This window comes from Streptomyces sp. MS19, from assembly GCF_047200595.1.
GTDB lineage: Bacteria > Actinomycetota > Actinomycetes > Streptomycetales > Streptomycetaceae > Streptomyces.
This window is the reverse complement of the sequence record NZ_JBJZOH010000006.1, coordinates 1-23,440: the sequence shown is the minus strand read 5'-3', so window position 1 is coordinate 23,440 and position 23,440 is coordinate 1. Positions and strand designations below refer to the sequence as shown.

Genomic DNA, 23,440 nt, shown 5'->3' with positions numbered 1-23,440 from the left:
GGGTCAGTTGCCGCCCGCGCCGCTGCTGTCGCCGCCACCGGCGGCGCCCGCGCCGGGGTCCGTGTCCCCGCCGTCGGCGCCGCCCGGGTCGTCCGGCGGGTCCGGGGACTCGGGCGCGGAGGACGTGTCCTCGCCGGTCGGTTCGTCGGTCGGCGAGGGCGGCGCCGGGTCCGTCTCCTCGTCGGTCGGCGGGGTGGTGGTGGGCTCGTCGGACGGTTCCTCGGAGGGCTCCGTCTCCTCCCCGGTCGGGGTGTCGTCGTCCCAGCCCGGGTCGGACCAGTCGTCGGAGGGCTCGTAGCCGCCGTCCTGCTCCTGGTCGTCCTCGTCCTCGTCGTCCTCGGTCGTACGGTCCGTGGGCTGCTCGTCGTCCGTACGGGTCGCGCTCGGCGGGTTCGACTCGGACGGGGTGTCGCCGCCGTCGCCGCCGCCGCCGAACTGGCTGGCGATCAGCACCCCCGTGCCGATCGCGACGACCGCCAGTATCGCGACGATCAGCAGCCGCGCCCGGTTCCCGCGCGCCTGCGAACCGCCGGTGTCAGGACCGTCCGGGCCGCCGAGCAGCAGCGGTACGCCGCCCGGCGGGGTCCCGGCGACGCCGGTGGCGCGCGTGGCCGCCGTGGGGGTGCCGAGCGGCGGGGTGGAGCCGCCGGTGACCGAGCCGGTGTTCCACAGCCCGGCCGTGTGGCCGCCGTGCTCCTCCAGCATGCGGCGGGCGTACACGACCATGCCGCGGAACTCCTCCGCGGTCTGGTAGCGGTCCTCCGGGTCCTTGGTGAGCGCGCGCATCACCAGGCCGTCCAGCTCGGGCGGGCAGGACGGCGCGATCTCGGACGGCAGCCGCGGCGTGTCCTGGACGTGCTGGTAGACGACGGACAGCGGCGTCTCGCCGACGAACGGCGGCCGGTTCGCCAGCAGCTCGTACAGCAGGCAGCCGACCGCGTACAGGTCGGAGCGCGTGTCCACGGTCTTGCCGAGCGCCTGCTCGGGCGAGAGGTACTGCGGCGTGCCCATGACCATGCCGGTCTGCGTCATCGTCTGCGCCGCGCCGTGCAGCGCCCGCGCGATGCCGAAGTCCATCACCTTGACCGTGCCGGTGTCGGTGATGATGACGTTCGCCGGCTTGATGTCGCGGTGCACGATGCCGTGCTGGTGGCTGTACGCGAGCGCCTCCAGCACCCCGGCGGCGATGGTCAGCGCCTGCTCGGGCGGCGGCGGGGTCGCGCCCATCAGCAGCTCGCGGATCGTCCGGCCGCTGACCAGCTCCATCACGATGTACGAGGTGACGCGCCCGCCCGACGTCTCCTCGCCGGAGTCGTAGACGGCGACGACCGCGTGGTGGTTCAGCCCGGCGACCGACTGGGCCTCGCGCGTGAAGCGCGCCTTCGAGACGGGGTCCTCGGCGAGGTCGGAACGCAGCAGCTTCACGGCGACCGTACGGCCGAGGCGCACGTCCTCGGCGGCGAAGACCTCCGCCATCCCGCCACGGCCGAGGCGGTGGGTCAGCCGGTACCTGCCGTCGCCGACATACCCGTGATCTCCCCACAACTCCGGCGCGTCGGGACCCGCGTCACCGGCCGCCCCGGGCTCGTCGTCGCCGGAGCCCGCAGCGCCTTGGTCCTGTGCCATCAGTCCTCGCCGTGTTCACTGGGTCGCCGGGCCATCAAACCCGTTCCGGGGCCGCGCTGACAAGTTGAGACTTGACGTCACCGAGCCCTCGGGCAGACTTGCTCCCGAAAACAGCTCCGAACCACGCGCGCCGACCGGCCCCACCGGTCACCGGCCACGCGTGCCGACTGGGGGGACAGTCGCATGAGTGACCACGCGACCGTGGGCGGTGGCCGGTACCAGCTGCGCGAACTGCTGGGCCGGGGCGGCATGGCGGCGGTGTATCTCGCGTGGGACACGGTCCTGGAACGCCGGGTCGCCGTCAAGACCATGCGGAACGAGGTGAGCGGCGAGGACGCGTTCCGCGAGCGCTTCCGCTTCGAGGCGCAGGCCGTCGCCAAGCTGAGCCACCCGAACATCGTGTCCGTCTTCGACACCGGCGAGGAGCGGACGCCGGACGGCGCGGTGCCGTACATCGTCATGGAGTACGTCGAGGGCGAGCCGCTGCGTGACGCGCTGGAGGCGGACGCGGCGAGGTACGGGGCGATGCCGGCCGACAAGGCGCTGCGGATCACGGCCGAGGTGCTGGCGGCGCTCGACGCGAGCCACGAGACGGGTCTCGTCCACCGCGACATCAAGCCGGGGAACGTGATGCTCACCCCCCGCGGCGTCGTGAAGGTGATGGACTTCGGCATCGCGCGCGCCACGCAGTCCGGCGTCAGGGCGATGACGCAGACGGGCATGGTCGTCGGCACGCCCCAGTACCTGTCGCCCGAGCAGGCGCTCGGGCGGGCGGTGGACGCGCGGTCCGACCTGTACGCGATGGGCGTGATGCTGTTCGAGCTGATCACGGGCCGGGTGCCGTTCGACGCCGACTCGGGGCTCGCCGTGGCGTACGCGCACGTGACGGAGGCGCCGCCCGCCGCGTCGGCGCTGAACCGCGCCGTGACGCCCGAGCTGGACGCCCTGATAGCGCGCGCCCTGCGCAAGAACCCGGACGAACGTTTCCGCTCGGCGGGCGAGATGCTGGCCGCGTGCCGCCGCGTCGCGGAGGGGCTGACGGGGGCGCCGCCCGCGATCGACCCGGAGGCGGCCCGGCGCCCGCAGAGCGGTTCGGGGGTGTCGCAGGCGGTCTTCCCGGGATTCGGCAGCCCCGAGTACGGCAGCCGCGAGTACGGCGGCCGTGAGTTCGGCGTGGCCGACTTCGGCCGGGTCGGGCCCGGCGGCTCCGAGCCGCGCACGCCGTCCCCCACCCACCCGGCCCGGCCGGGCCCGGCCACGCCGTCCCCGTACGCCCCGGCCCCCGGCGGCGGCTACGGCTACCCCGGCGGCCCGGTCGACACCCCGCCCGCCGCGTACGGCCCCGCCCAGCCCGTGCCCGCCGCGTCCGCCCCCGCCCCGGAGCACGGCCGCGCGTCGGCGCCCTGGCAGCTGGTGGTGGCGTCGGTGGTGGCGATCGCGCTGGTCGCGGCGCTGGCGATCGTGGTCGTCGTGCTGAGCAGGGGGAACGGCGACCCGGAGGCGGGCGGCGGCACGGGGACGCCGACCGGCGAGAGCGTGGGCGGCAGCGGCGGCGACGACGAGCCGGCGAACGACGAGCCGCGCTACAAGACGGGCGACCCGGAACGGACCATCGAGCCGTCCCGCTGCGTCAGCGCGTCCGACTACTACGACCAGACGGAACACCCGGGCGCCGTCACCATGCCCGACTTCTACGACGTCCACATCGACTCCGTGAAGGAGTGCATGCGCGCCGCGGGCTGGAGCTACGACGACAACCTGCGCTACCGCGACGAGGTGCTCAAGGGCGACGGCATGGTGCTGGAGCAGTCGCCCGCGGTCGGGGAGCCCTACAACCCCGAGGAGGACGGCCCGATCGTCCTGACGGTCTCGACGGGCAGGGAACCCACCTCGTGACGGGCCGCCGCCGCGCGCCCGTTCAGTACGCGACGGGGAAGGCGGCGAGGATGCGCCCGGCCAGCTCCGTGTCGCCCTCGATCTTCAGCTTGTCCGCGACGCGCCGCGCCCGCACCCGCCCGCTCGCCACCCGCGACCACGTCTCCCAGTCCGACGTGAACGTGACGACAGGACCCAGCGACGGGCTGCCGTCCACGCTGCCCTGCCCGTTCTCGTCCACGCGTACCGTGCGCAGGAACTCCACCGGCCCGCTGATGTCGAAGACCACCGCCGACTTCTTCGGCGCGCCCGCGTCCTCCGCGACCGTCTTCGGCAGCCGCTGGATCAGCACGTCACGCGCCACCAGCGCGGCCGGCGACGCCAGGTCGCCCGGCTGCCCCAGCGCGCGCCGCAGGTCCTGCTCGTGCGTCCAGACGCTGAAGACGCGCTGCGCCATGAACGCCGTCAGCGGCAGCTTGCCGTGCAGGGGGTGGGTGACGAGGTCGTCGGGGCCGCGCCGCTCGTTCCGGATCTGCCGCATGCGGCGGATGATCGTGTACTCCAGCTCGCCGGTCATCTCGGGCCCGGTGTGGTGCCGCCGCACATCGACCTGGACCTCCAGGTAGCGCGTCGTCTCGTCCACCACGTGGTAGAGGTCGCGCGGCAGCGAGTGGATGGGCCGGGGGTCGCCGAGGGCCTCGCACTCGTCGCCGATCACATGCGAGACGATGTCGCGCACCGACCAGCCGGTGCGCTCCGTGGGCCTGTTCCACTCGCCTTCGACGAGGGAGGACACCAGCTCCGATATCGCCTCGATCGACTGTGTCCACGCAGCGATGTACGGCTGGAGGCTCGGGTGCTCGGTCACTTGACCCCTCGTGGCGGTTTCGGCGCTGGCTGGACTGGGTGTTCACACGGTACGCCGCGCTGCCGCGGCCGGTGAATGGCTTACCGGGTACGAATCCTAGGCGGCCCGTACGCCTGCGAGCCACCGGCGGGACGGGCCCGGCCGGCGGCGTCGGGCCCGTTCTCCCAAGGGTGTTACGGGGGCGTTTCCCCGGCGGTGCCGGGTCACCCGGCGGGGCGCAGGAAGGCCGCCATCGCGTTGGCCAGGAGGTACGGGTCGACGGCCGCGCACAGTTCGCGCGCCGAGTGCATCGACAGGATGGGCGCGCCGACGTCCACCGTCGCGATGCCGTGCCGCGCCGACGTGATGGGGCCGATCGTCGTGCCGCAGGGGATGTCGTTGCGCGAGACGAACGGCTGCCACGGGACGTCCGCCTGCTCGCACGCGGCGGTGAACACGGCGCGGCCCACGCCGTCCGTGGCGTACCGCTGGTTCACGTTGACCTTCAGCAGCGGGCCGCCCCCGGCGACCGGGCGGTGGTCGGGGTCGTGCCGCTCACCGTAGTTGGGGTGCACGGCGTGGCCGGTGTCGGAGGACAGGCAGAACGATCCGGCGACCGCGCGCGCACGGTCCTCCGCGGTGCCGCCCCGCGCGTACACGTCGCGTTCCAGCGCGACGCGCAGCAGCGGGCCGCCCGCGCCGGTGTCGGACTCGCTGCCGTTCTCCTCGTGGTCGAACGCGGCGACGACCGGGATGTGGCGCGGGGCCCCGCCCCGGCGCGCGGTGTCGGCGAGCGCGGCGGTCGCGGCGTGCACCGACAGGAGGTTGTCGAGGCGCGGGGCGGCGAGGAGTTCGCGGTCCTTGCCGAGGTACGCGGGCGGCTCGACGCTGTGCGCCATCAGGTCCCAGCCGGCGATCTCGCCGGCCGAGCCGAGCCCGGCCTCCTCGGCGAGGAAGTCGAGCAGCTCGTGCTCGCGCGGGGCGCCGAGTCCCCAGACGGGCATGGTGTGTTCCTGGCGGTTGAGCGTCAGCCCGTCGTTGACCGAGCGGTCGAGGTGGATCGCGAGCTGCGGCACGCGCAGCAGCGGCCGGTCCACGTGGACGAGCGCCGTCCCGCCGCCGCGCAGGGCGAGGCGGCCCGAGACGCCGAGGTCGCGGTCGAGCCAGCTGTTGAGCAGCGGCCCGCCGTACAGTTCGACGGCGAGCTGCTTCCAGCCGTGCCGGCCGGTCTCGGGGGTGGGCTTGAGGCGCAGGTTCGGCGAGTCGGTGTGGGCGCCGACGACGCGGAACGGGGTGGCGGGCCCGGCGCCCTCCGGCACGTACCAGGCGATCAGCGCACCGCCGCGCACCACGTACCGGCCGCCGGGCCCGCCGTCCCACGCGTCGGTCTCCGCGAGGCGCGTGAACCCGGCGTCCGCCAGGCGTGCGGCGGCGTTGGCCACGGCGTGGTAGGGGGACGGCGACTGCGCGAGGAAGGCCATCAGGTCGTCGGTGTGGCGGCGGTCGAAGGGTGCGGTCATGGCGACAGCATACGAATCCGGCCAGGGGCGGGTCGCTCTTTGGGCTCTCAAGTCCCGATATGGTGCGCGGAGTCGGCGGGTGTCCGCAGTGCGAGCAGCGCCAGGTCGTCGTGTCCGTCGCTCGGCCGCAGGTCGGCGAGGGTGCGGCACAGGACGTCGAGCGGCCTGCCGATGTGCTCGGTCGCGTGGCCCGCGAGCTCGGCGAGGCCGGAATCGATCGAACGCGTGCGGTCCTCCACCAGCCCGTCCGTGAACAGCAGCAGCGTCGCGCCGGGCGGCAGGTCCACCGTGTGCTCGGGGCGCGGCACATCGGGGTCCACGCCGAGCGGCAGCCCAGGCTCGCCGTCGAGGTACGTGTGCGTGCCGTCCGCCGCGACCAGCAGCGGCGGGGTGTGGCCCGCCGAGGTCCACGTCAGCCGCCAGTGCCCGCCGTCCGCCGGTGCGACGCGGGCCAGGCAGGCGGTGGTGATCGGCTGGTCGGTGATCGCGCCCAGCGTCCGGTCCAGCTCGGCGAGCACCGCGGCGGGCGACCCGTGCCGCACATACAGCAGCGCCCGCAGCATGTGCCGGATCTGCGCCATCGCGGCGGCGGCCGCCAGGTCGTGCCCCACGACGTCGCCGATGACGACGCCCAGCGACCCGTCCGGCAGCCGCAGCGCGTCGTACCAGTCGCCGCCGACCTGCCCGGCGCGCAGGCCGCGTTCGGTGGAGGTGCGGTAGACCGCCGCCGCCTCGAAGGGCGCCAGATCGGGAATGCGCGGCAGCAGCATGCGCTGGAAGTTCTCGGCGCTGTCCCGCACCTGCGCGAACAGCCGCGCGTTCTCCACCGCCACGCCCGCCGCCGACGCCAGCGCGACGACGACCGCCTCGTCCCCCTTGTCGAACGGCCGCCCGTCGTGCCGCTCGCTCAGGTAGAGGTTCCCGTACACCCGGCCGCGCACGCCGATCGCGACGCCCAGCATCGTCCGCATCGGCGGGTGGCCCGGCGGGAAGCCGACCGAGCCGGGGTGGTCCTGGATGCAGCGGACCCGTACCGGCTCGGGGCGTTCGATCAGCAGGCCGAGCAGCCCGCGGCCCCGCGGGAACGGCACGCCCGCCAGCCGCTGCGACTCCGCCGCGCTCAGCCCGACCGGGATGAACTCCGCCAGACCCTCGCCGCTCTCGTCCAGCACGCCGAGCGCCCCGTAGCGCGCCCCGACCAGCTCCATCGCCGTCGCGACGATGCGCCGCAGCACGGCGGGCAGGTCCAGCTCGCCACTGATGCCGGTCATGGCGCCGAGGAGGGCGCGCATCCGCTCGTTGGCCTGGGCGAGGCGGCTGACGTGCTCGGCCGTCAGCGTCAGCTCGGGGCCCGCGTGCCCGTCGGGCGGCTGCGGCTCTTCCTCCACGGCTCCCACGCGTCCGTCCTCCGTTCGCCGCGCGCCCGTGCGGCGGCCAGGCGACCAGACCTACCAGACGGGCGCGCGCCCGGCCCGCTGCGGTGGCGGCCCGCCGTGTCGCGTGCCCGCGCGCGTGCCCGCGGAAGCCCTCGCGCGTTGGACCCTACGCCGGCCGGGCGACGCGCCGCGCGGCGGGCCAGGCCGTCTCGCGCGCGTACCAGCAGGAGGTGGGGAGCCATGCCGACGCACGGCGCCCGTCCGGCGCTCGTCCTCGTATCCGTCGCGCTGGCGCAGTTCACGGCCACGCTCGACATGACCGTCGTGAACGTCGCGCTGCCCGCCATGGACGCGGGCCTCGGCCTCGGCCGCTCGCTGTCCTGGGTGGTCAACGGGTACGCGCTCGCGTTCGGCGGGCTGCTGCTGCTCGGCGGGCGGGCCGCCGACCTGTTCGGCCACAGGCGGCTGCTGCTGGCGGGCACCGCGCTGTTCGCGCTCGCCTCGCTGGGCGGCGGACTGGCGCGCGAGCCCTGGCAGTTGATCGCGGCGCGCGCCGTCCAGGGGGCGGGGGCGGCGGCGTTCGTCCCGGCCGCGCTGGCGCTGCTGACCGTCACGTTCGCGGCGGGACCGGCGCGGCACCGCGCGCTCGGCGTCTACTCGGCCGTCTCGGCGGTGGGCGGCAGCGCGGGCGTCCTCGTCGGCGGGCTGCTCGCCGAGTACGCGGGCTGGCGGGCCGTCATGCTCGTCAACCTGCCGCTGGCGCTGACCGTCGTCGGTACCGCGCTGGCCGGGGCGCCCGCCGACCGCGGGCACCGGGCGCGGCTCGACGTGCCGGGCGCCGTCCTCGCCACGGCGGGGGCCGGACTGCTGATCCTCGGCGTCGTGCGGACCGGCGACACCGGCTGGACCGATCCGGGCACGCTCGCGACACTGGGCGTGGCGGCCGTCGCGCTGGCGGCGTTCGCGGTGTGGGAGGGGCGGGCGGCGCAGCCGCTGGTGCGTCCCGGGCTGCTGGCGCGGCGGGCGGTGGCGGGCGCGAACCTCTTCATGCTGCTGCTGAGCGCCGGGCAGTTCGCGGCGTTCTACTTCGTCTCCCTCTACCTCCAGGAGGTCCTGCGCCTCGGCCCGGCGGAGGCGGGGCTCGCGTTCCTGCCGATGTGCGCGGTGGTCTACGCGGGCATCCGCGCCTCGACGCGGCTGCTGCCGGCGGTGGGCGTACGGGCGCTGCTGGTGCCGAGCGGGCTGCTGTCGGCGGCGGGGTTCGGCTGGCTGGCGCTCCTCGGCGCGCCGGGGAGCTTCGCGGGGGACGTGCTCGGGCCGTCGCTGCTGCTGGGCGCCGGGCTCGGCATCGGCTTCGTCCCCCTGACCGCCGCCGCGACCGGCGGCCTGCCGCCCCACGAGGCGGGCACGGCGTCGGCGGTCCTCAGCAGCTCACGCCAACTCGGCGGCGCACTGGGCCTGGCCGCCCTCACCAGCATCCAGACCGCCCACACGACCACCCTCCTCGGCCAGGGCGACCCCCCGCTGTCCGCCGCGACGTCCGGCTACGCACTCGGCCTGGCACTGGCGGGCGCACTGACCCTGCTGACCCTGCTGACCACCCCACTCCTCCCCACCCGCACCAAGACCACCCGCACCCCCACCGCTGACCCCCGCGTCCAGGAACCGACGTGACCGGTCACCACATCACGTCATCGGCGGCCCGCAGCTCCTCCTCGGTGGGCGCTGCCACACCGTCCGGCAGGGGAGCCGGGCGCCCCCCGTAGAAGGCACGGATCTCCGCCGCCGCCCGCACCTCCGCCTCGTCGGCGCCGACCCGCGCACGGACCGGCCTCCCCTGCCGCTGGTCATCGACCGAACCGGTCATCCTCCCGTGCACCGCCTCTCCTCTCGCTGCCTCGGGCCCAGGACCGCCCCCTCTGGGGGAACGCGGACCGGGCCGGTGGCGCTCACGACGCGTCACCCGCATCGTCCCGGGGGCGCGTGCCGAGCGGGCCCGTGTTCTCGATGATCTCGGAGAAGTCGAGTTCCCCGGACTTCACGGCATCCGCGAACTCCCGGCGCAGGCGCCGCCTCACCGCGTCCTCCACCGCCGCGCGTACCGCAGCCGTCCTGCTCCGGGTGCCGTACAGCCGCATGGCTTCGTCGATGATCCAGTCGTCCAGATCGATGACAATACGTGGCATGACTCCCTCAGGCGACGGTGAACTCGGTGGTGCCGAAGTCGGCCACGATGCGGAGCCGACCGCCGAGCGCCTCCACGTCGGAGCGGAGCGTCGCCAGCTCCGTGCGGTCGAGATGGCCGTGCTCGACAGCCGACACCCGGGGCGCCGACACGCCCATGGTCTCGGCGACCGACCGTTGGGTCAGTGCCTGCTCCCGGCGGATCTCCGCGAGCCGGTGGGCGCGTACCCCGGTGACCAGGCGGTCCATCGCCTCGCGCTTCTCCGCGGGAGACCGTACGGGCAGCCCCGCCGCCTTCCGGCGCTCCTGCGCCCTGCTGACCTTGCTCATACGCACCTCCCGTGTCCGGGACCGGCCACGCGCCCCCGGTGGCGTCCTCCGCCGAGGGCGAGTATCCGGCTCCTGTCTCTTCGCGTGGTGCTTTTCGGCCGTTCCGTGTCACGCGCCCGCCGTGGTGCCGGGGGGTGTGCGCAGTGCCGCACGGGTGGCCAGCAGGGTGGTGGCCAGGGTCAGGGCGGTCGCGGCGGTGAGGACCGTGGCCAGGATCAGGGGGGAGCCGTGCGGGAAGGGCGTGCCGTTGATGCTGAGGCTTGCCGGGGCCAGGACGCACGCCGCCGTCAGGGCGCCGAGGGCGATGCCCGCCGCCGCCGTCAGGAGTGATTCGACGGCCATCATCCGCGTCACCTGGCGGCGGGTCGCGCCGACGAGGCGGTGCAGGGCCAGCTCGCGGCGGCGTTCGCCCGTGGCGAGGATCTGGGCGTTGACCAGGGAGATCGTCGCGTAGCCGACGACCATGGCGACGACCAGGAAGGCCATCGACGCCTGGGTCCTGTCCTGTTCGGCGCGCGCCGAGCCGAGTGCGTCGCGGTCGGCGACCCGCAGCCCTGGGTGGTCGGCGGACAGGGCGGAGAGGGACGCGGCGAGGTCGCCGGTGTCCGTGCCGGGGGCGGCCGTGACGAGGATCTGCGGGACGAGCCCGGTGTCCGTGTGGGCGGCGAGCACGTCGGCGGGCAGCAGCGCCGTCTCGTAGCCGCGGCGGCTGTCCACCGTGGCGACCAGGACGGGCGTCACGCGCGTGCCGTCGCCGAGGCGCAGGGGCACGGTGTCGCCGATGCGGCGGCCCTCGGCGCGGGCCGTGGGCAGGGCGACGGTGTCGCCGCGCAGGCCGGCCAGGTCGCCCTCCACCGCGTGGAAGGCGGTGGTCTCCTCGACAGCCCCGGCGGTGACGCCGCGCAGCGCCACCTCGGCCGGCTGCGGCCCGGCGTCCTCGCCGCCGTCCGACACGGTCATGGGCTCGTCGGGTTCGATCCAGCCGAGCGCGGAGACCTGCGCCGACGCCGCGCCGACGCCCGGCCGCTCCGCGACGGCCGCCACCGCGTCGAGCGGCAGCCCGCCCGCGCCCGCCGTGACCACCAGGTCGGCGCGCAGGCTCGCGTCGAACGCCTCCCGGGCGCCGTCGGCCTGCGTCGTGTGGAGGTAGACCAGCGACAGCGCGAGACCGGAGGCGAGCATGACCGGCGTGACGGCCGCCGCCATCCGGGCCGCGCCCGCGCGGGCGTTCAGTGTCGCGAGCCGCCCGGCCAGGCCGCCCGCCGCGCGTACGGGCCGCCGCAGCGCGGCCGTGACGGCGCGGGACAGCACGGGGGCCAGCAGCGCGAAGCCGGTCGTCCACAGCAGCGCCGCCGGGGTCGCCACGCTGTCCGCCTCGGGGCCCGGCATGCCCGCCGTGACGACGGCCAGCGCCGTGCCGCCGCCGAGGCAGGCGAGCGCGGTGAGCAGGCGCAGCACGCCGAAGCGCGCCGTGTCCGCCGTGACGTCCGCCAGGGCCTCCACGGGACGGGTGCGGCCCGCGGCGCGCGCGGCGGCGAAGGCGGCGCCGAGCGCCGTGAGCAGCGCGGCCCCGGCCCCGGCGATCAGCGGGACGGAACCGGAGCGGTACGCGATCGTGGCGGGCACCACCCCGTTGTCCGCGAAGGTGTCGAGCAGCCACGCGCCCACCCGGGGTCCTGGCACGCACGCCAGGGCGGTGGCCAGTACGGCCAGGACGAACGTCTCGGCGACGACCATCCGCCGCACCTGGCGCGGCGTCGCGCCGACCGCACGCAGCAGCGCCATGTCCCGGCGCCTGCGCCGCAGCGACAGGGAGACGGTGCCCGCGACCGCGAAGACCGTGACCAGCGCGGCGAGCCCGCCGAACGCCGCCGCGAGCGGGACGAGGTCCTCGCCCTCCGCGAGGACGGCCGGGTCCTCGGCGCGCCCGCGGTCGTCGCCGGTCAGGACGGTGGCGCCGCGGTCGGCGACGGCGGTGCGCAGCGCGTCGGCGACGTCGCCCGTGTCGGTGCCGGGGGCGGTGAACACGCCGAACGCGTCGGCCGTGCCCGGGTGCCCGGCGAGGCGCGCGGCCACCGCGTCGCCGACGTACAGCCCGTCCGCCGCGCCGGGGCCCGCGGCGATCCCCGAGACGGTGAACGTGTGCGCCGCGCCGCCCGCGACGAGCGTGACCCGGTCGCCGGGGGCGACCCCCGAACGGGCGGCGAGCGCGGCGCCGAGGACGACCGCGCCGTCCGTGGCGGGCTCGGTGCCCTCGGTCAGGCGCAGCGGCGCGAGGCGCGCGGCGGACCAGCCGTGGCCGGTCGCCTCGGCGCTCCCGTCCGCGCCGAGCGCGGCGGGGAAGGAGACGTCGGGCACGGCGGCGGCGACGCCCGGTACGGCCGCCAGCTCGTCGGCCAGCGCCGCGTCGAGGCGTGCCCGCTCGGGGAAGACGACGTCCTCGACCGTCCCGGCGTACCGCTGGTCGGCGGTGACGACGACGGGCGCGGCGGCCAGGCGCGCGGGCGGCGCGGCGAGCCGTATGCCCGTCTCCAGCAGGCCGCCAGAGCCGATCACGAGCGCGGCGCCCAGCAGCAGCGCGACGAACGACGCGGCGAAGCCGCCCTTGTGGAAGCGCAGGGTGCGCAGCGCGATGCCGATCACCGGGCCACCCCCGCACCGGCACGCGCGCCGAGGCCGGTCATCCGCTCGGCGACCCGTTCCGGGGTGGGCGCGTCGAGCGAGCCCGCGAGCCGCCCGTCGGCGAGGAAGACGACGCGGTCGGCGTGTGCGGCGGCCACCGGGTCGTGCGTGACCATGACGACGGTCTGCCCGTACTCGGTGACGGACTCGCGCAGCAGCGCCAGGACCTCGCCGGCCGTCGTGGTGTCCAGGGCGCCGGTCGGCTCGTCGCCGAAGAGGACGGCGGGCCTGGTGACGAGGGCCCGCGCGATCGCGACGCGCTGCTGCTGGCCGCCGGACAGCTCGCCGGGGCGGCTGTGCCGCCGGTCGCCGAGGCCGACGCGGTCGAGCACCTCGCGCACGGCCCGCCGGTCGGGGCGGCGGCCCGCGAGCCGCAGGGGCAGCGTGACGTTGTCGGTGACGCCGAGGGCGGGCAGCAGGTTGAACGCCTGGAAGACGAAGCCGATCCGCTCGCGCCGCAGCTCGGTCAGGGCGCGTTCGCGCAGGGGGCCGAGGTCCGTGCCGTCGAGGGTGACCGTGCCGGACGTCGGCCGGTCGAGCCCGGCGGCGCAGTGCAGGAACGTGCTCTTGCCGGAGCCGGACGGGCCCATGACGGCGGTGAAGCCGCCGCGCGGCAGGGACAGCGTCACGCCGTCGAGCGCGGCCACCGCGCGCTGCGCGTCGCCGTACACCTTCCGGACGTCGGTGAGGTGGACGGCGGCGTGGTCGTCAGCCGTCCGACCTGGGGATTTCGTCATGTCCCCATGCTGTCGGCCGGGGCGTGGCGGACGACAGCCCCGCACGGTTGAACCCGGGGTCCACCGGTCGGTGGACCCCGGGGTCAGCACGTCGGAACGTCAGAAGGCGGCCTCGTCCAGGTCCATCAGCGACAGGTCCGTGTTCTCGGCCGTCTCGCGCGCCACCGCGACGCTCGGCAGGACCGTCGCCGCGAAGTGCCGGGCGGCGGCGACCTTGCCCGCGTAGAACGCCTTGTCCTTCGCGCCCGCGTCCGGCAGCTTGGCCGCCGCCACGGCCGCGCCGCGCAGCAGCAGGTAGGCCACCACGACGTCACCCGCCGCCATCAGGAACGGCGTCGTGTTCAGCCCGACCTTGTACAGCGAGCGGACGTCCTTCTCGGTGCCCGCCAGGTCCGTCAGCAGCACGCCCACCAGGCGCTCCAGCTCGCCGACCGCGCGCGTCAGCTGCTCGCGGGCGCCCGCCAGGCCGTCCCCGCCGGGCGCCTCGGCGAGGAACTTCTTGATCTCCTCGGCCAGCGACGTGAGGGCCACGCCCTGGTTGCGGACGATCTTGCGGAAGAAGAAGTCCTGCCCCTGGATCGCGGTCGTGCCCTCGTACAGGGTGTCGATCTTGGCGTCCCGGATGTACTGCTCGATCGGGTACTCCTGGAGGTAGCCGGAGCCGCCGAGGGTCTGGAGCGACTCGGCGAGCTGCTGGTAGGAGCGCTCCGAGCCGTAGCCCTTGAGGACGGGCAGCAGCAGGTCGTTCATCGCCGCGTCGGCCGCGGGGTCCTCGCCCGCCGCCTCCTTGACGAGGATCGCGTCCTGCACGCACGCGGTGTAGAGGACGAGGGCGCGCATGCCCTCGGCGTACGCCTTCTGCGTCATGAGGGAACGGCGCACGTCCGGGTGGTGCGTGATCGTGACGCGCGGGGCGGACTTGTCGGCGAACTGCGTGAGGTCCGGGCCCTGGACGCGCTCCTTGGCGTACTCCAGCGCGTTCAGGTAGCCGGTGGAGAGCGTGGCGATGGCCTTGGTGCCGACCATCATGCGGGCGAACTCGATGATCTTGAACATCTGCCGGATGCCCTCGTGCTTCTCGCCGAGCAGCCAGCCGCGCGCCGGGGTGCCGTGCGCGCCGAACGTCAGCTCGCACGTGTTGGAGACCTTGAGGCCCATCTTGTGCTCGACGTTCGTGGCGTGGACGCCGTTGCGCTCGCCCAGCTCGCCGGTGTCCCAGTCGAAGTCGTACTTCGGCACGATGAACAGCGACAGGCCCTTGGTGCCGGGGCCGTGGCCCTCGGGGCGTGCCAGGACGAAGTGGATGATGTTGTCCGACAGGTCGTGCTCGCCCGAGGTGATGAAGCGCTTCACGCCCTCGATGTGCCAGGTCCCGTCGTCCTGCCGCACCGCCTTCGCGCGGCCCGCGCCGACGTCGGAGCCCGCGTCGGGCTCGGTCAGCACCATGGTGGAGGCCCAGCGCCTGTCCACCATCAGCTGGGCGATCTTGTGCTGCTCCTCGGTCCCCTCGTCGTAGAGGACGCGGCCGAAGGTCGGGCCCGAGCCGTACATCCAGATCGCCGGGTTGGAGCCGAGGATGTTCTCGCCCGCCGCCCAGACGAGGGAGCGGGGTGCGGTGAGGCCGCCCAGCTCCTCGCCGATGCTCAGCCGCCACCACTCGGCGTCCATGTAGGCGCGGAAGCTCTTCTTGAACGACTCGGGCAGCGGCGCGGTGTGCGTCTCCGGGTCGAAGACGGGCGGGTTGCGGTCGCCGTCCACGTAGGAGGCCGCCAGCTCGTTCTCGGCGAGGCGGGCGATCTCGGCGAGCATGCTGCGTGCGGTGTCGGGATCGGTCTCCTGGAACGGCCCCGTGCCGTACACCTTGTCGCGGCCGAGGACCTCGAACAGGTTGAACTCGATGTCGCGGAGATTCGACTTGTAGTGACCCATGACGGCGACTCCGTAGGTGTCGGTGCGGTGCGCGTGCGGCGGCCGGGCTTCGTACCGGCAGGTAACCCCCATAGTGCTACCCGTCGGTAATAAGAAGCAAGCGGAAACCGGTCAACTGTGAGTCAGTACTCTTACCGGCATGTACGGCTACGACAACCAGTCGGCCTATCAGGGCCAGCAGCAGCCCTACGGAAACCAGCAGCCGCTCGCGGGGTACGGCGACCAGCAGCACTATCCGGAACAGCAGCAGCCCGCCGCCCCCACGGCCCCGCCGACCCTGGCGGAGGCGCTGCGGGCGTACACCTCGGGGACCCTGTCGAGCGAGGAGTTCCACGACGTCTTCCTCGGCGCGAAGATCTACTGCCCGCGCGGCGAGAACCCCGGCTTCCTCGCGCTGCACACGACGCAGCAGCCGGTGATCCCCCTCTTCAGCTCGCTGAAGGAGCTGCGCCGCTACGCGGGCAAGGAGTCGCGCTACTTCACGGTGACGGGCGGCGAGGTCCTCGACCTGCTGCCGGCCGGGTACGGCTTCGCGCTCGACATGGAGGGCGAGCACCGGCTCGTGCTGGACGCGGAGTCGGTGGAGGAGATGGTCGACTACACGATGCGGCGCATGTACGGGTGAGCGCGGGGCCGGGTGACCGGGCGACCGGGGAATGCCGCGGGTCTCGACGGATGTTCACCGTTCAACTACTCTGAGGGCAGTCACCCAGGAGGACCCCATGCCCGCGATCACCGTGGAGAACCCGCTGACCCTGCCGCGCGTCACGGCCCCCGCCGACGCCGCCGCCCGCCCCGTCCGCGCCGTCGTCACCGCCCCCACCGGCCTGGAGGGCGAGGGCTTCCCCGTCCGCCGCGCCTTCGCGGGCATCCACCACCGGCACCTCGACCCGTTCATCCTCATGGACCAGATGGGCGAGGTGGACTACGCGGCGGGCGAGCCGAAGGGCACGCCGTGGCACCCGCACCGGGGCTTCGAGACGGTGACGTACCTGATCGACGGCACCTTCGTGCACCGCGACTCCGAGGGCGGCGGCGGAGTCATCAACGACGGCGACACCCAGTGGATGACCGCCGGCTCCGGGCTGCTGCACATCGAGACGCCGCCCGAGTCGCTCGTCATGTCCGGCGGCCTCTTCCACGGCATCCAGCTGTGGGTGAACCTGCCCGCCGAGAACAAGATGGCCGCCCCCCGCTACCAGGACATCGGCGGCGGCAACGTGCGCCTCCTCACCTCGGGCGACGGCGGCGCGCTGATCCGCCTCATCGCGGGTGACCTCGACGGCCACCAGGGCCCCGGCGTCACGTACACGCCCATCACCCTCGTCCACGCCACCGTCTCCCCGGGCGCCGAGCTGACGCTGCCGTGGCGCCGCGACTTCAACGCGCTGGCGTACGTCCTCGCCGGGCGCGGCAGCGCGGGCGCGGCGGGGCGGCCGGTCGAGCTGGGGCAGGCGGTCGTCTTCGGCGAGGGCGAGACGGTCACCGTACGCGCCGACGAGCGGCAGGACGGGCACACGCCGTCGCTGGAGGTCATGCTGCTCGGCGGGCAGCCGATCAGGGAACCGTTCGCGCACTACGGCCCGTTCGTCATGAACAGCCACGCCGAACTGGCCCAGGCGTTCGACGACTTCCAGTCCGGCCGCCTCGGCCGCATCCCGGCCGACCACCTCTGACCTGCCCCCCGATGGAACGGCCAGCCGAGACGGTCCTGGGCCCCGTCAGCTGGCGCGCGGCCTTCAGTCCTGTGCCGGCCACGAGTCGAGCGAGACGCTGGGACCCCCCTGAAGGTAGCTGCGCAAGGCGCTGCCCGTCGTTCCGACGAATTCCGGCGGCAGCGCGTCGGTACTCACCCAGGCGACCTCCTCGTGCTTCCCGGGCTCACCGTTGCGGAGGTCGCCCGACCACTGGTGGGCGGAGAACACCACTGTCAGGAAGCCGCCGGGTGCCTCGACACCTCGTGCACCGTGGATGACGTGCACCAGGTTCAGCGCGTCAGGGGACACCACGAGCCCGGTCTCCTCGGCGAGTTCACGTACAGCGGTCCGCGTGATCGGTTCGCCGGGCTCGTTCTTGCCGACGGGCAGGTCCCACATTCCCTGGGCGAACTTGGCGTTCGGACCACGGCGCAGAAGGACCACCCGCCGGTTCTCCATGTCATGGACGATGACAGCGGCGACCAGCAGGGTCATCGACTCCGTAGCGGGTTCGAGGGCGGAGGACTGAGCGGCGGTTGTCCAGGCCATGTCGTTCGGTTCCTTCCGGCGGCTCGGCTGTCAGGTCAATGCCTCGCGGGCGCGGCGTTCCAGATCGCCGGCTCCTGGGACTCCACGTCCACGGTAGACCGCCAGCTGCGGCCGCATCGAACCGATCGCCTTTCTGGCTCGATCAGAGGTATCCAGGACGGGGCCGGGTCGATCGCGGCGATCTCCGAAGTCCTGGCCCGTGTGGGCGCGGAACCGGTGCTCCGGACCTTCACAGCCGGTACTTCCGACGAACGCACCCTCTACCGGGCGCTCGGCAGCCGCGCGGTCTACGTCAAGCGGCTGCTGCCGGTACGGTTGCCGGTCACCTGTGCGTCATGCCGGTTCAACAACGACACGGACTGCCAGGAGGGTTACTACGGCGTCCGGCTGTACCTCACCGAGCAGGGCCAGTACATGGTCGGCGTCTGCATCCAGCGCATGGACCTCTGCGTGCCCGTGGCCGAGCTGCCGAAGAGCGGGATCGTAGAAGAGGTCCGAGCGTTCAAGGACGCCGAAATCCGCCGGCTGACGAGCCAGTACGGCGCCGCTGCCTGAACAACTTCATGAGCGCCGGACCACCCGCGACCTCGGCGGGACGGGTGGTCCGGCACACCGTTGCGGGCGAAGAGTTCGGTACCGGCGGTGCTTCCGCGGTGCGGAAGCCTGAGAAGAGGCGACCGCGCCGGGCCGGGCTCCGGCCGGTCCCGCGCTGACGGCGGACCCACCGCCGCGCGCCCTTGTCGTGCGCCCCGGGCGCCGTCGTACCGTCGGCGGCGGCCCAGGTCCTGGTGAGCCCGGCAAACCGCGGAGGAGTACGCCATGACGCGTCAGCCGGCACTGCCGGGACAGCCGTACGAGCCGCCGGAGCCGAGCCCGGACAGCCCGCCCCCGCCCGGCACCGGGCAGCACCGCAAGGAGGAGCCGGAGGACGAAGGCGACGCCGGGCGGGGCGAACACACGTGACCCACGACGGGCCGGTGCCTCAGGGCACGGCGCCTGAGTGGGCCGGTGCCTTCCGCGCGCTGCCCCGGGCCCTGTTCCTGCCCGACACCATCTGGCCGTTCGACGGCGCCCCCCGCCCGGCGGTGTCCCGCGCGCTCGACCCCGAGGGCTGGCACGCGGCGGCCGTGTCGGACGCCGCCGTGGTCACCCAGTGGGACGACGGCCGCCACACGGGACGGGCTCCCGGCCGCACGCCGACCAGCTCCGCGTCCGCGCCCCCGCTCGTCGCCCGGATGCTCGCCGCGCTCGACGCCGCCCCGGGCGCCCGTGTGCTGGAGATCGGCACCGGCACCGGATGGAACGCCGCGCTGCTGTCCCACCGGCTCGGCGACGACGCCGTGACCACCGTCGAGATCGACCCGCGCGTCGCGGCGCACGCGCGCGACGCCCTCCGCCGCGCCGGGCGCGCGCCCCGCGTGATCACCGGCGACGGGGCGCGCGGCGTACCCGAGGGGGCGCCGTACGACCGGCTGATCGCGACCTGCGGGATGCGGCACGTCCCCGGGGCCTGGATCGGGCAGACGTGGCCGAGCGGCGTCGTCCTGCTGCCCTGGGGCACCCCGTACAGCCGCCGCGACGCCCTCCTGCGGCTCACCGTGGACGAGGACGGGCGGGCCACGGGGCGGTTCCTCCAGCAGGTCGAGTTCATGAAGCTGCGGGCCGACCGCCACCCGTTGCCCGCCTACCCCGACGGCCTGCCGATGGCCGACCGTGAGACCGACGCGTGGCCCCCGGCCGACGACTGGCACCCGTTCGTCTTCGCGGCCGGGCTGCTGCTGGCGGACGCAGCCCACGCCGTCGAACGCCACCCCGACGGCCTCACGCAGTGGCTCTACGACCTGCGCGGCACCGGGTGGACGGCCGCCGTGCGACGGGACAGCGCGGGCCCCGGTGTGTGGGTGCGGCAGGCCGGGGGCCGCGCGCTGTGGGACGAGCTGACGGCCGCCTACGACTGGTGGACCCGCCACGGGCGGCCGGGTGTGGAGCGGTTCGGCGTCAGCGTGGACGCGCGCGGCGGTGTGGCGGTGTGGCTCGACGAGCCGGAGCAGGTCGTCGAGCCGGTCATGAGCCCGCGCTGAGGGGGCCCTCGCGCAGTTCGAACCATGTCGTCTTGCCCATGCCGCGCGGCTGGTAGCCCCACGCGTCGGCCAGGGAGTCCATCAGCTGGAGGCCCCGGCCGGTCGTCGCCAGTTCGCCGGGGTCGCGCAGGTGGGGGAGCTGGTCGCTGTCGTCGCTGACCTCGACGCGCAGCAGCCGTTCGCCCGGGGGGCCGCTCAGCTCGGCGACGAGGAGCGCGTCGCCGTCCGTGTGCGTCAGCACGTTCGTCGCGATCTCCGAGAGCATCAGCGCCGCGCCGAAGACGCGCTCCGGGTCGTCCCAGTCGCGCAGCATCTCGCCGACCTGACGGCGGCCCTGGGCGATCCTGGCCGGCTCGTCCTGCCCGATCGTCAGCACGACCCGCCGCACGGTCTCGCCGGTGTCCGCGCGGCGCTCGCCGCCCGGTCTGCGCAGCAGCATCAGCGCGATGTCGTCCCGGTCGTCGTCCTGGCCCGCGCCCTGCTGCCCCGGCGGGCCCTGCACGGTGTCCACCAGCGTGTCCGCCAGGTCCTCCAGGTGCATGCCGCGCAGGCCACGCACGGCGTTGGCCAGGCGCGCCCAGCCGGTGTCGAGGTCGTGGTGGCCCGTCTCCACCAGGCCGTCGGTGACGAGCAGCAGCGTCTCGCCCGGCTGGAGGACCAGGCGGGTCGTCGGGTAGTCGTCCTCGGGGCCGACGCCGAGGGGCAGACCGCCCGCCGTGGGACGGGTCACGAGCGTGCCGTCCTCGAAGATCATCGCGGGGTCGGGGTGCCCGGCGCGGACGATGTCGAGCGTCCCGGTCGGGGGATCGACCTGGACGTACAGGCAGGTGGCGAAGCGCGGGTCGTCGCGCGTGTGCTCCAGGGCGGCGAGGAAGCGCGCGGCACGGTTCACCACGGCGTCGGGCCGGTGGCCCTCGGCCGCGTACGCGCGCACGGCGATCCGCAGCTGCGCCATGACGGCGGCGGCCCGTACGTCGTGGCCCTGCACGTCGCCGATCACGAGCGCGACGCGGCCGTCCGGCAGGGGGATGACGTCGTACCAGTCGCCGCCGACCTTCAGCCCGCCGCCGGTCGGGACGTACCGCGCCGCCATCAGCACGCCGGGCACGGCGGGCGTCGGGCCGGGGGCCATCGTGTTCTGGAGGTCGGCCGTCAGCTCGCGTTCGGTGTCCTGGAGGAACGTGCGCGACAGCGCCTGCGCGAGGAGCCGCGCCAGGGTGGAGAGCATGGCGCGGTTGTCGATCGTGAAGTCCACGTGCGAGGAGAACGCGACCAGCCAGACGCCGATGATCCGCCCGGCCACCACCAGCGGCAGGTAGGCCCACGAGGCGTAGCCGTACTTGCGGATCGCGGGCCAGAAGTCGGGGTAGCGCGTCGCGTAGTCCTCGGGCGTCCCGATGTACACGGCGTGGCCGGTGCGCATGGCCTCGGCGGCGGGGTACGGGCTGGACAGCGGGAGGGGGAAGCCGAGGTTGTCGACGTTGAGCGGTGTCCCGTGGTGCTCGGCCATCCAGATGCGGTCGCCCTCGCGCGTGAAGACCGCGAAGCCGTCGGGCGAGAAGCCGGGCATCGCGAGGGACGCGGCCGTGCGCAGGGCCTCGGCGGTGCTGTGGGCCTCGGACAGGGCCTGGCCGGCGTCCAGGAGGAACGCCTCGCGGGCGCGCCGCCAGTCCCAGTCCTCGGCGGCCATCCGGCGCTCGCCGCCCTCGTCCTCGGGGCGCCGCACGGCCACCACCGTGCCGACCGGCCCCGCCACTCCGCCGCCCCCGTCGCCGGACCCCTCGTCGCCGGACCCCTCGTCGGCGGACCCGTCGTCCCCGGCCTCGTCCGGGCGCCGCGCGGGCATGCCCACCCGCAGGTGCAGCGTCCGCAGCACCTCGCCGTCCTCCGTCACCAGGCGGAACTCCGCCTCGGCGATACGCGCCTCCGCCTCGGCCATGGCGAAGACCCGCTGGAGCCCGATGTAGTCCTGCACGGGCGTGCGGGAACGGATCGCCGCCTCGGAGAGCGTGATGGACTGCGCGCCGAGTCCCGCCAGTTCCGCGGCGGTGGCGTCCAGGGTCAGCAGGCGGCGGTTGTCGTCCCAGCTCCAGGTGCCGACCTCGGCGGCCCTCAGCACATCCTCGGCGCGCATAATGCCTCACTTTATGCACATTCGTACCGAAGCGGCGAGCGAAGGTGGGCCGGTAGTCTGAGGGGCCGTCCCCCACCCCGTCTACGACTTTGGACGAACGATGCATCGGTACCGGTCCCACACCTGCGGCGAGCTGCGCTCGGCGGACATCGGCCAGGACGTCCGGCTGTCGGGCTGGCTGCACAATCGCCGGAACCTGGGGGGCATCCTCTTCGTCGACCTGCGCGACCACTACGGCGTCGTCCAGCTCGTGGTCCGCCCCGGCACGGCCGGGTACGACGCGGTGAGCGAGCGGCTCGGCTCCCTCTCCAAGGAGACGGTCCTGCGCGTGGACGGCACGGTCACCGGGCGCGGCGCCGAGAACGTCAACCCGGAGCTGGCGACCGGCGAGATCGAGATCGAGGTCTCCGACGTCGAGGTGCTCGGCGCCGCCGAGCAGATCCCGTTCACCATCAACGCGGACGACGGTGTCGGCGAGGAGCGGCGCCTTGAGTACCGCTTCCTCGACCTGCGCCGCGAGCGCATGCACCGCAACATCATGCTGCGCTCCGCGGTCATCGCCGCCATCCGGCAGAAGATGACCGCGCTGGGGTTCAACGAGCTGACGACGCCGATCCTCTCCGCCACCTCGCCCGAGGGCGCGCGGGACTTCCTCGTGCCGTCGCGCCTGCACCCGGGCACGTTCTACGCGCTGCCGCAGGCGCCGCAGCAGTTCAAGCAGCTGCTGATGATCGCGGGCTTCGACCGCTACTTCCAGATCGCGCCCTGCTTCCGTGACGAGGACGCGCGGGCGGACCGGTCGCCCGGCGAGTTCTACCAGCTCGACGTCGAGATGAGCTTCGTCGAGCAGGAGGACGTCTTCGGGGTCATCGAGAAGGTGATGACCGAGCTGTTCGTGGAGTTCGGCGGCGGGCGGCACGTCACCTCGCCGTTCCCGCGCATCCCGTTCCGCGAGGCGATGCTGAAGTACGGCTCGGACAAGCCCGACCTGCGGGCCAGGCTCGAACTGACCGACGTCTCCGCCGTCTTCGCGGGCTCCGGCTTCAAGGCGTTCGCGGACAAGCACGTGCGGGCCCTCGCCGTGCCGGACACGGCGGCGCAGCCGCGCAAGTTCTTCGACCAGCTGGGCGAGTTCGCCGTGGGGCTCGGTGCCAAGGGCCTGGCGTGGGTGCGGGTCGGCGAGGACCGGACGCTGACCGGGCCGATCGCCAAGTTCCTCACCGAGGCGGACACCGCCGCGCTGCTCGCCGAGCTGGACGCGGGGCCCGGCACGGCCGTCTTCTTCGGGGCGGGCGAGTTCGACGAGGTCTCGAAGATCATGGGCGCGGTGCGCGTCGAGGCCGCCCGCCGCGCCGGGCACTTCGAGGAGAACGTCTTCCGCTTCTGCTGGATCGTGGACTTCCCCATGTTCGAGCGCAACGAGGACACCGGGCAGATCGAGTTCTCGCACAACCCGTTCTCCATGCCGCAGGGCGGCCTCGACGCGCTGGAGGGCAAGGACCCGCTGGACGTCCTGGCCTGGCAGTACGACATCGTGTGCAACGGCGTCGAGCTGTCGTCCGGCGCGATCAGGAACCACGAGCCGGAGATCATGTACCGCGCGTTCGAGATCGCCGGCTACAGCCGCGCGGAGGTCGAGCGCGAGTTCGGCGGCATGCTCCGCGCGTTCCACTTCGGCGCCCCGCCGCACGGCGGCATCGCCCCGGGCGTGGACCGCATCGTGATGCTGCTCGCGGACGAGCCGAACATCCGCGAGACCATCGCGTTCCCGCTCAACGGCAACGCGCAGGACCTCCTCATGGGCGCCCCCAGCCCGGTGGACGAGACGCGCCTGCGCGAACTGCACCTGTCGCTGCGCCCCTCGGCCAAGGGA

General features: G+C 74.1%; 20 protein-coding genes. 8 read left to right on the top strand and 12 right to left on the bottom strand.

Annotated elements, in window-relative coordinates; all coding sequences use genetic code 11:
• Window positions 1–3: 3 nt before the first annotated feature.
• Complete coding sequence (locus ACL02R_RS08260) at window positions 4–1,626, bottom strand: protein kinase domain-containing protein (protein ID WP_412796210.1); 1,623 nt, start codon at window positions 1,624–1,626, stop codon at window positions 4–6.
• A 183-nt stretch (window positions 1,627–1,809) separates the two neighbouring features.
• Between ACL02R_RS08260 and ACL02R_RS08255 the strand changes: the two genes are divergently transcribed.
• Window positions 1,810–3,522: a protein kinase domain-containing protein gene (locus tag ACL02R_RS08255; RefSeq protein WP_412796209.1), complete on the top strand. Its 1,713-nt coding sequence runs from the start codon at window positions 1,810–1,812 to the stop codon at window positions 3,520–3,522.
• 22 nt (window positions 3,523–3,544) lie between these two features.
• Here the strand turns inward: ACL02R_RS08255 and ACL02R_RS08250 are convergent, their stop codons facing one another.
• The 3 genes from ACL02R_RS08250 to ACL02R_RS08240 all read right to left on the bottom strand — a co-directional run bounded on the left by ACL02R_RS08250 (window position 3,545) and on the right by ACL02R_RS08240 (window position 7,265).
• Window positions 3,545–4,369: a maleylpyruvate isomerase family mycothiol-dependent enzyme gene (locus ACL02R_RS08250; protein WP_412796208.1), complete on the bottom strand. Its 825-nt coding sequence runs from the start codon at window positions 4,367–4,369 to the stop codon at window positions 3,545–3,547.
• A gap of 203 nt (window positions 4,370–4,572) precedes the next feature.
• Window positions 4,573–5,868: a M18 family aminopeptidase gene (locus ACL02R_RS08245; RefSeq protein WP_412796207.1), complete on the bottom strand. Its 1,296-nt coding sequence runs from the start codon at window positions 5,866–5,868 to the stop codon at window positions 4,573–4,575.
• Between the two features lie 47 nt (window positions 5,869–5,915).
• Window positions 5,916–7,265, bottom strand: coding sequence for a PP2C family protein-serine/threonine phosphatase (locus ACL02R_RS08240; RefSeq protein ID WP_412796206.1), 1,350 nt, complete (start codon window positions 7,263–7,265; stop codon window positions 5,916–5,918).
• A 219-nt stretch (window positions 7,266–7,484) separates the two neighbouring features.
• Between ACL02R_RS08240 and ACL02R_RS08235 the strand changes: the two genes are divergently transcribed.
• Complete coding sequence (locus tag ACL02R_RS08235; protein WP_412796205.1) at window positions 7,485–8,918, top strand: MFS transporter; 1,434 nt, start codon at window positions 7,485–7,487, stop codon at window positions 8,916–8,918.
• Window positions 8,919–8,922: 4 nt separating this feature from the next.
• Here the strand turns inward: ACL02R_RS08235 and ACL02R_RS08230 are convergent, their stop codons facing one another.
• From ACL02R_RS08230 to ACL02R_RS08205, 6 genes are all read right to left on the bottom strand, one after another.
• A complete protein-coding gene (locus ACL02R_RS08230) occupies window positions 8,923–9,123 on the bottom strand; it encodes a hypothetical protein (RefSeq protein WP_362957072.1) in 201 nt (66 codons plus the stop codon).
• Window positions 9,124–9,193: 70 nt separating this feature from the next.
• Entirely contained in the window at window positions 9,194–9,430 is a 237-nt protein-coding gene (locus ACL02R_RS08225; RefSeq protein ID WP_412796204.1) for a type II toxin-antitoxin system VapB family antitoxin, read from the bottom strand.
• A 7-nt stretch (window positions 9,431–9,437) separates the two neighbouring features.
• Window positions 9,438–9,758 carry an XRE family transcriptional regulator gene (locus ACL02R_RS08220; RefSeq protein ID WP_412796203.1) on the bottom strand — a complete coding sequence of 107 codons (321 nt, stop codon included), beginning with the start codon at window positions 9,756–9,758 and terminating at the stop codon, window positions 9,438–9,440.
• 108 nt (window positions 9,759–9,866) lie between these two features.
• The gene (locus ACL02R_RS08215; RefSeq protein ID WP_412796202.1) at window positions 9,867–12,401 is read right to left on the bottom strand and encodes an FtsX-like permease family protein; all 2,535 of its coding nucleotides are present in this window, start codon (window positions 12,399–12,401) and stop codon (window positions 9,867–9,869) included.
• Complete coding sequence (locus ACL02R_RS08210; protein WP_412796201.1) at window positions 12,398–13,177, bottom strand: ABC transporter ATP-binding protein; 780 nt, start codon at window positions 13,175–13,177, stop codon at window positions 12,398–12,400. The genes ACL02R_RS08215 and ACL02R_RS08210 overlap by 4 nt, the downstream gene beginning before the upstream one ends.
• 99 nt (window positions 13,178–13,276) lie before the next feature.
• Window positions 13,277–15,106: an acyl-CoA dehydrogenase gene (locus ACL02R_RS08205; RefSeq protein ID WP_412796200.1), complete on the bottom strand. Its 1,830-nt coding sequence runs from the start codon at window positions 15,104–15,106 to the stop codon at window positions 13,277–13,279.
• A 139-nt stretch (window positions 15,107–15,245) separates the two neighbouring features.
• On the opposite strand from ACL02R_RS08205, the gene ACL02R_RS08200 reads away from it, so the two are divergent.
• Window positions 15,246–15,731, top strand: a complete 486-nt coding sequence (locus tag ACL02R_RS08200; RefSeq protein WP_412796199.1) for an SseB family protein — start codon at window positions 15,246–15,248, stop codon at window positions 15,729–15,731.
• Window positions 15,732–15,828: 97 nt separating this feature from the next.
• Window positions 15,829–16,782 carry a pirin family protein gene (locus ACL02R_RS08195; protein ID WP_412796198.1) on the top strand — a complete coding sequence of 318 codons (954 nt, stop codon included), beginning with the start codon at window positions 15,829–15,831 and terminating at the stop codon, window positions 16,780–16,782.
• Window positions 16,783–16,845: 63 nt separating this feature from the next.
• On the opposite strand, the gene ACL02R_RS08190 is transcribed toward ACL02R_RS08195, so the two are convergent.
• Window positions 16,846–17,352, bottom strand: coding sequence for an NUDIX domain-containing protein (locus ACL02R_RS08190; protein WP_412796197.1), 507 nt, complete (start codon window positions 17,350–17,352; stop codon window positions 16,846–16,848).
• Here ACL02R_RS08190 and ACL02R_RS08185 point away from each other — a divergent pair.
• The 3 genes from ACL02R_RS08185 (at window position 17,266) to ACL02R_RS08175 (ending at window position 19,433) form a co-directional block, all read left to right on the top strand.
• Window positions 17,266–17,907, top strand: a complete 642-nt coding sequence (locus tag ACL02R_RS08185) for a hypothetical protein (protein WP_412796425.1) — start codon at window positions 17,266–17,268, stop codon at window positions 17,905–17,907. The two genes, ACL02R_RS08190 and ACL02R_RS08185, sit on opposite strands and share 87 nt — an antisense overlap.
• A 264-nt stretch (window positions 17,908–18,171) precedes the next feature.
• Entirely contained in the window at window positions 18,172–18,315 is a 144-nt protein-coding gene (locus ACL02R_RS08180; protein WP_412796196.1) for a hypothetical protein, read from the top strand.
• A gap of 14 nt (window positions 18,316–18,329) precedes the next feature.
• A complete protein-coding gene (locus tag ACL02R_RS08175) occupies window positions 18,330–19,433 on the top strand; it encodes a methyltransferase domain-containing protein (protein ID WP_412796195.1) in 1,104 nt (367 codons plus the stop codon).
• Here ACL02R_RS08175 and ACL02R_RS08170 read toward each other — a convergent pair.
• On the bottom strand, window positions 19,417–21,567 hold the full coding sequence (locus tag ACL02R_RS08170; protein WP_412796194.1) for a SpoIIE family protein phosphatase: 2,151 nt from the start codon (window positions 21,565–21,567) through the stop codon (window positions 19,417–19,419). The genes ACL02R_RS08175 and ACL02R_RS08170 overlap by 17 nt on opposite strands.
• Before the next feature lie 100 nt (window positions 21,568–21,667).
• Between ACL02R_RS08170 and aspS the strand changes: the two genes are divergently transcribed.
• Window positions 21,668–23,440 (top strand): aspartate--tRNA ligase (aspS, locus tag ACL02R_RS08165; protein ID WP_412796193.1); only part of this gene is annotated, 1,773 nt, incomplete at its 3' end.

Coding starts and splice junctions, on each gene's coding strand:
- ACL02R_RS08260 (WP_412796210.1), bottom strand. CDS start 1,626: ATGGCACAGGACCAAGGCGCTGCGGGCTCCGGCGACGACGAGCCCGGG.
- ACL02R_RS08255 (WP_412796209.1), top strand. CDS start 1,810: ATGAGTGACCACGCGACCGTGGGCGGTGGCCGGTACCAGCTGCGCGAA.
- ACL02R_RS08245 (WP_412796207.1), bottom strand. CDS start 5,868: ATGACCGCACCCTTCGACCGCCGCCACACCGACGACCTGATGGCCTTC.
- ACL02R_RS08235 (WP_412796205.1), top strand. CDS start 7,485: ATGCCGACGCACGGCGCCCGTCCGGCGCTCGTCCTCGTATCCGTCGCG.
- ACL02R_RS08225 (WP_412796204.1), bottom strand. CDS start 9,430: ATGCCACGTATTGTCATCGATCTGGACGACTGGATCATCGACGAAGCC.
- ACL02R_RS08220 (WP_412796203.1), bottom strand. CDS start 9,758: ATGAGCAAGGTCAGCAGGGCGCAGGAGCGCCGGAAGGCGGCGGGGCTG.
- ACL02R_RS08210 (WP_412796201.1), bottom strand. CDS start 13,177: ATGACGAAATCCCCAGGTCGGACGGCTGACGACCACGCCGCCGTCCAC.
- ACL02R_RS08205 (WP_412796200.1), bottom strand. CDS start 15,106: ATGGGTCACTACAAGTCGAATCTCCGCGACATCGAGTTCAACCTGTTC.
- ACL02R_RS08200 (WP_412796199.1), top strand. CDS start 15,246: ATGTACGGCTACGACAACCAGTCGGCCTATCAGGGCCAGCAGCAGCCC.
- ACL02R_RS08195 (WP_412796198.1), top strand. CDS start 15,829: ATGCCCGCGATCACCGTGGAGAACCCGCTGACCCTGCCGCGCGTCACG.
- ACL02R_RS08185 (WP_412796425.1), top strand. CDS start 17,266: ATGGACGATGACAGCGGCGACCAGCAGGGTCATCGACTCCGTAGCGGG.
- ACL02R_RS08190 (WP_412796197.1), bottom strand. CDS start 17,352: ATGGCCTGGACAACCGCCGCTCAGTCCTCCGCCCTCGAACCCGCTACG.
- ACL02R_RS08180 (WP_412796196.1), top strand. CDS start 18,172: ATGACGCGTCAGCCGGCACTGCCGGGACAGCCGTACGAGCCGCCGGAG.
- ACL02R_RS08170 (WP_412796194.1), bottom strand. CDS start 21,567: ATGCGCGCCGAGGATGTGCTGAGGGCCGCCGAGGTCGGCACCTGGAGC.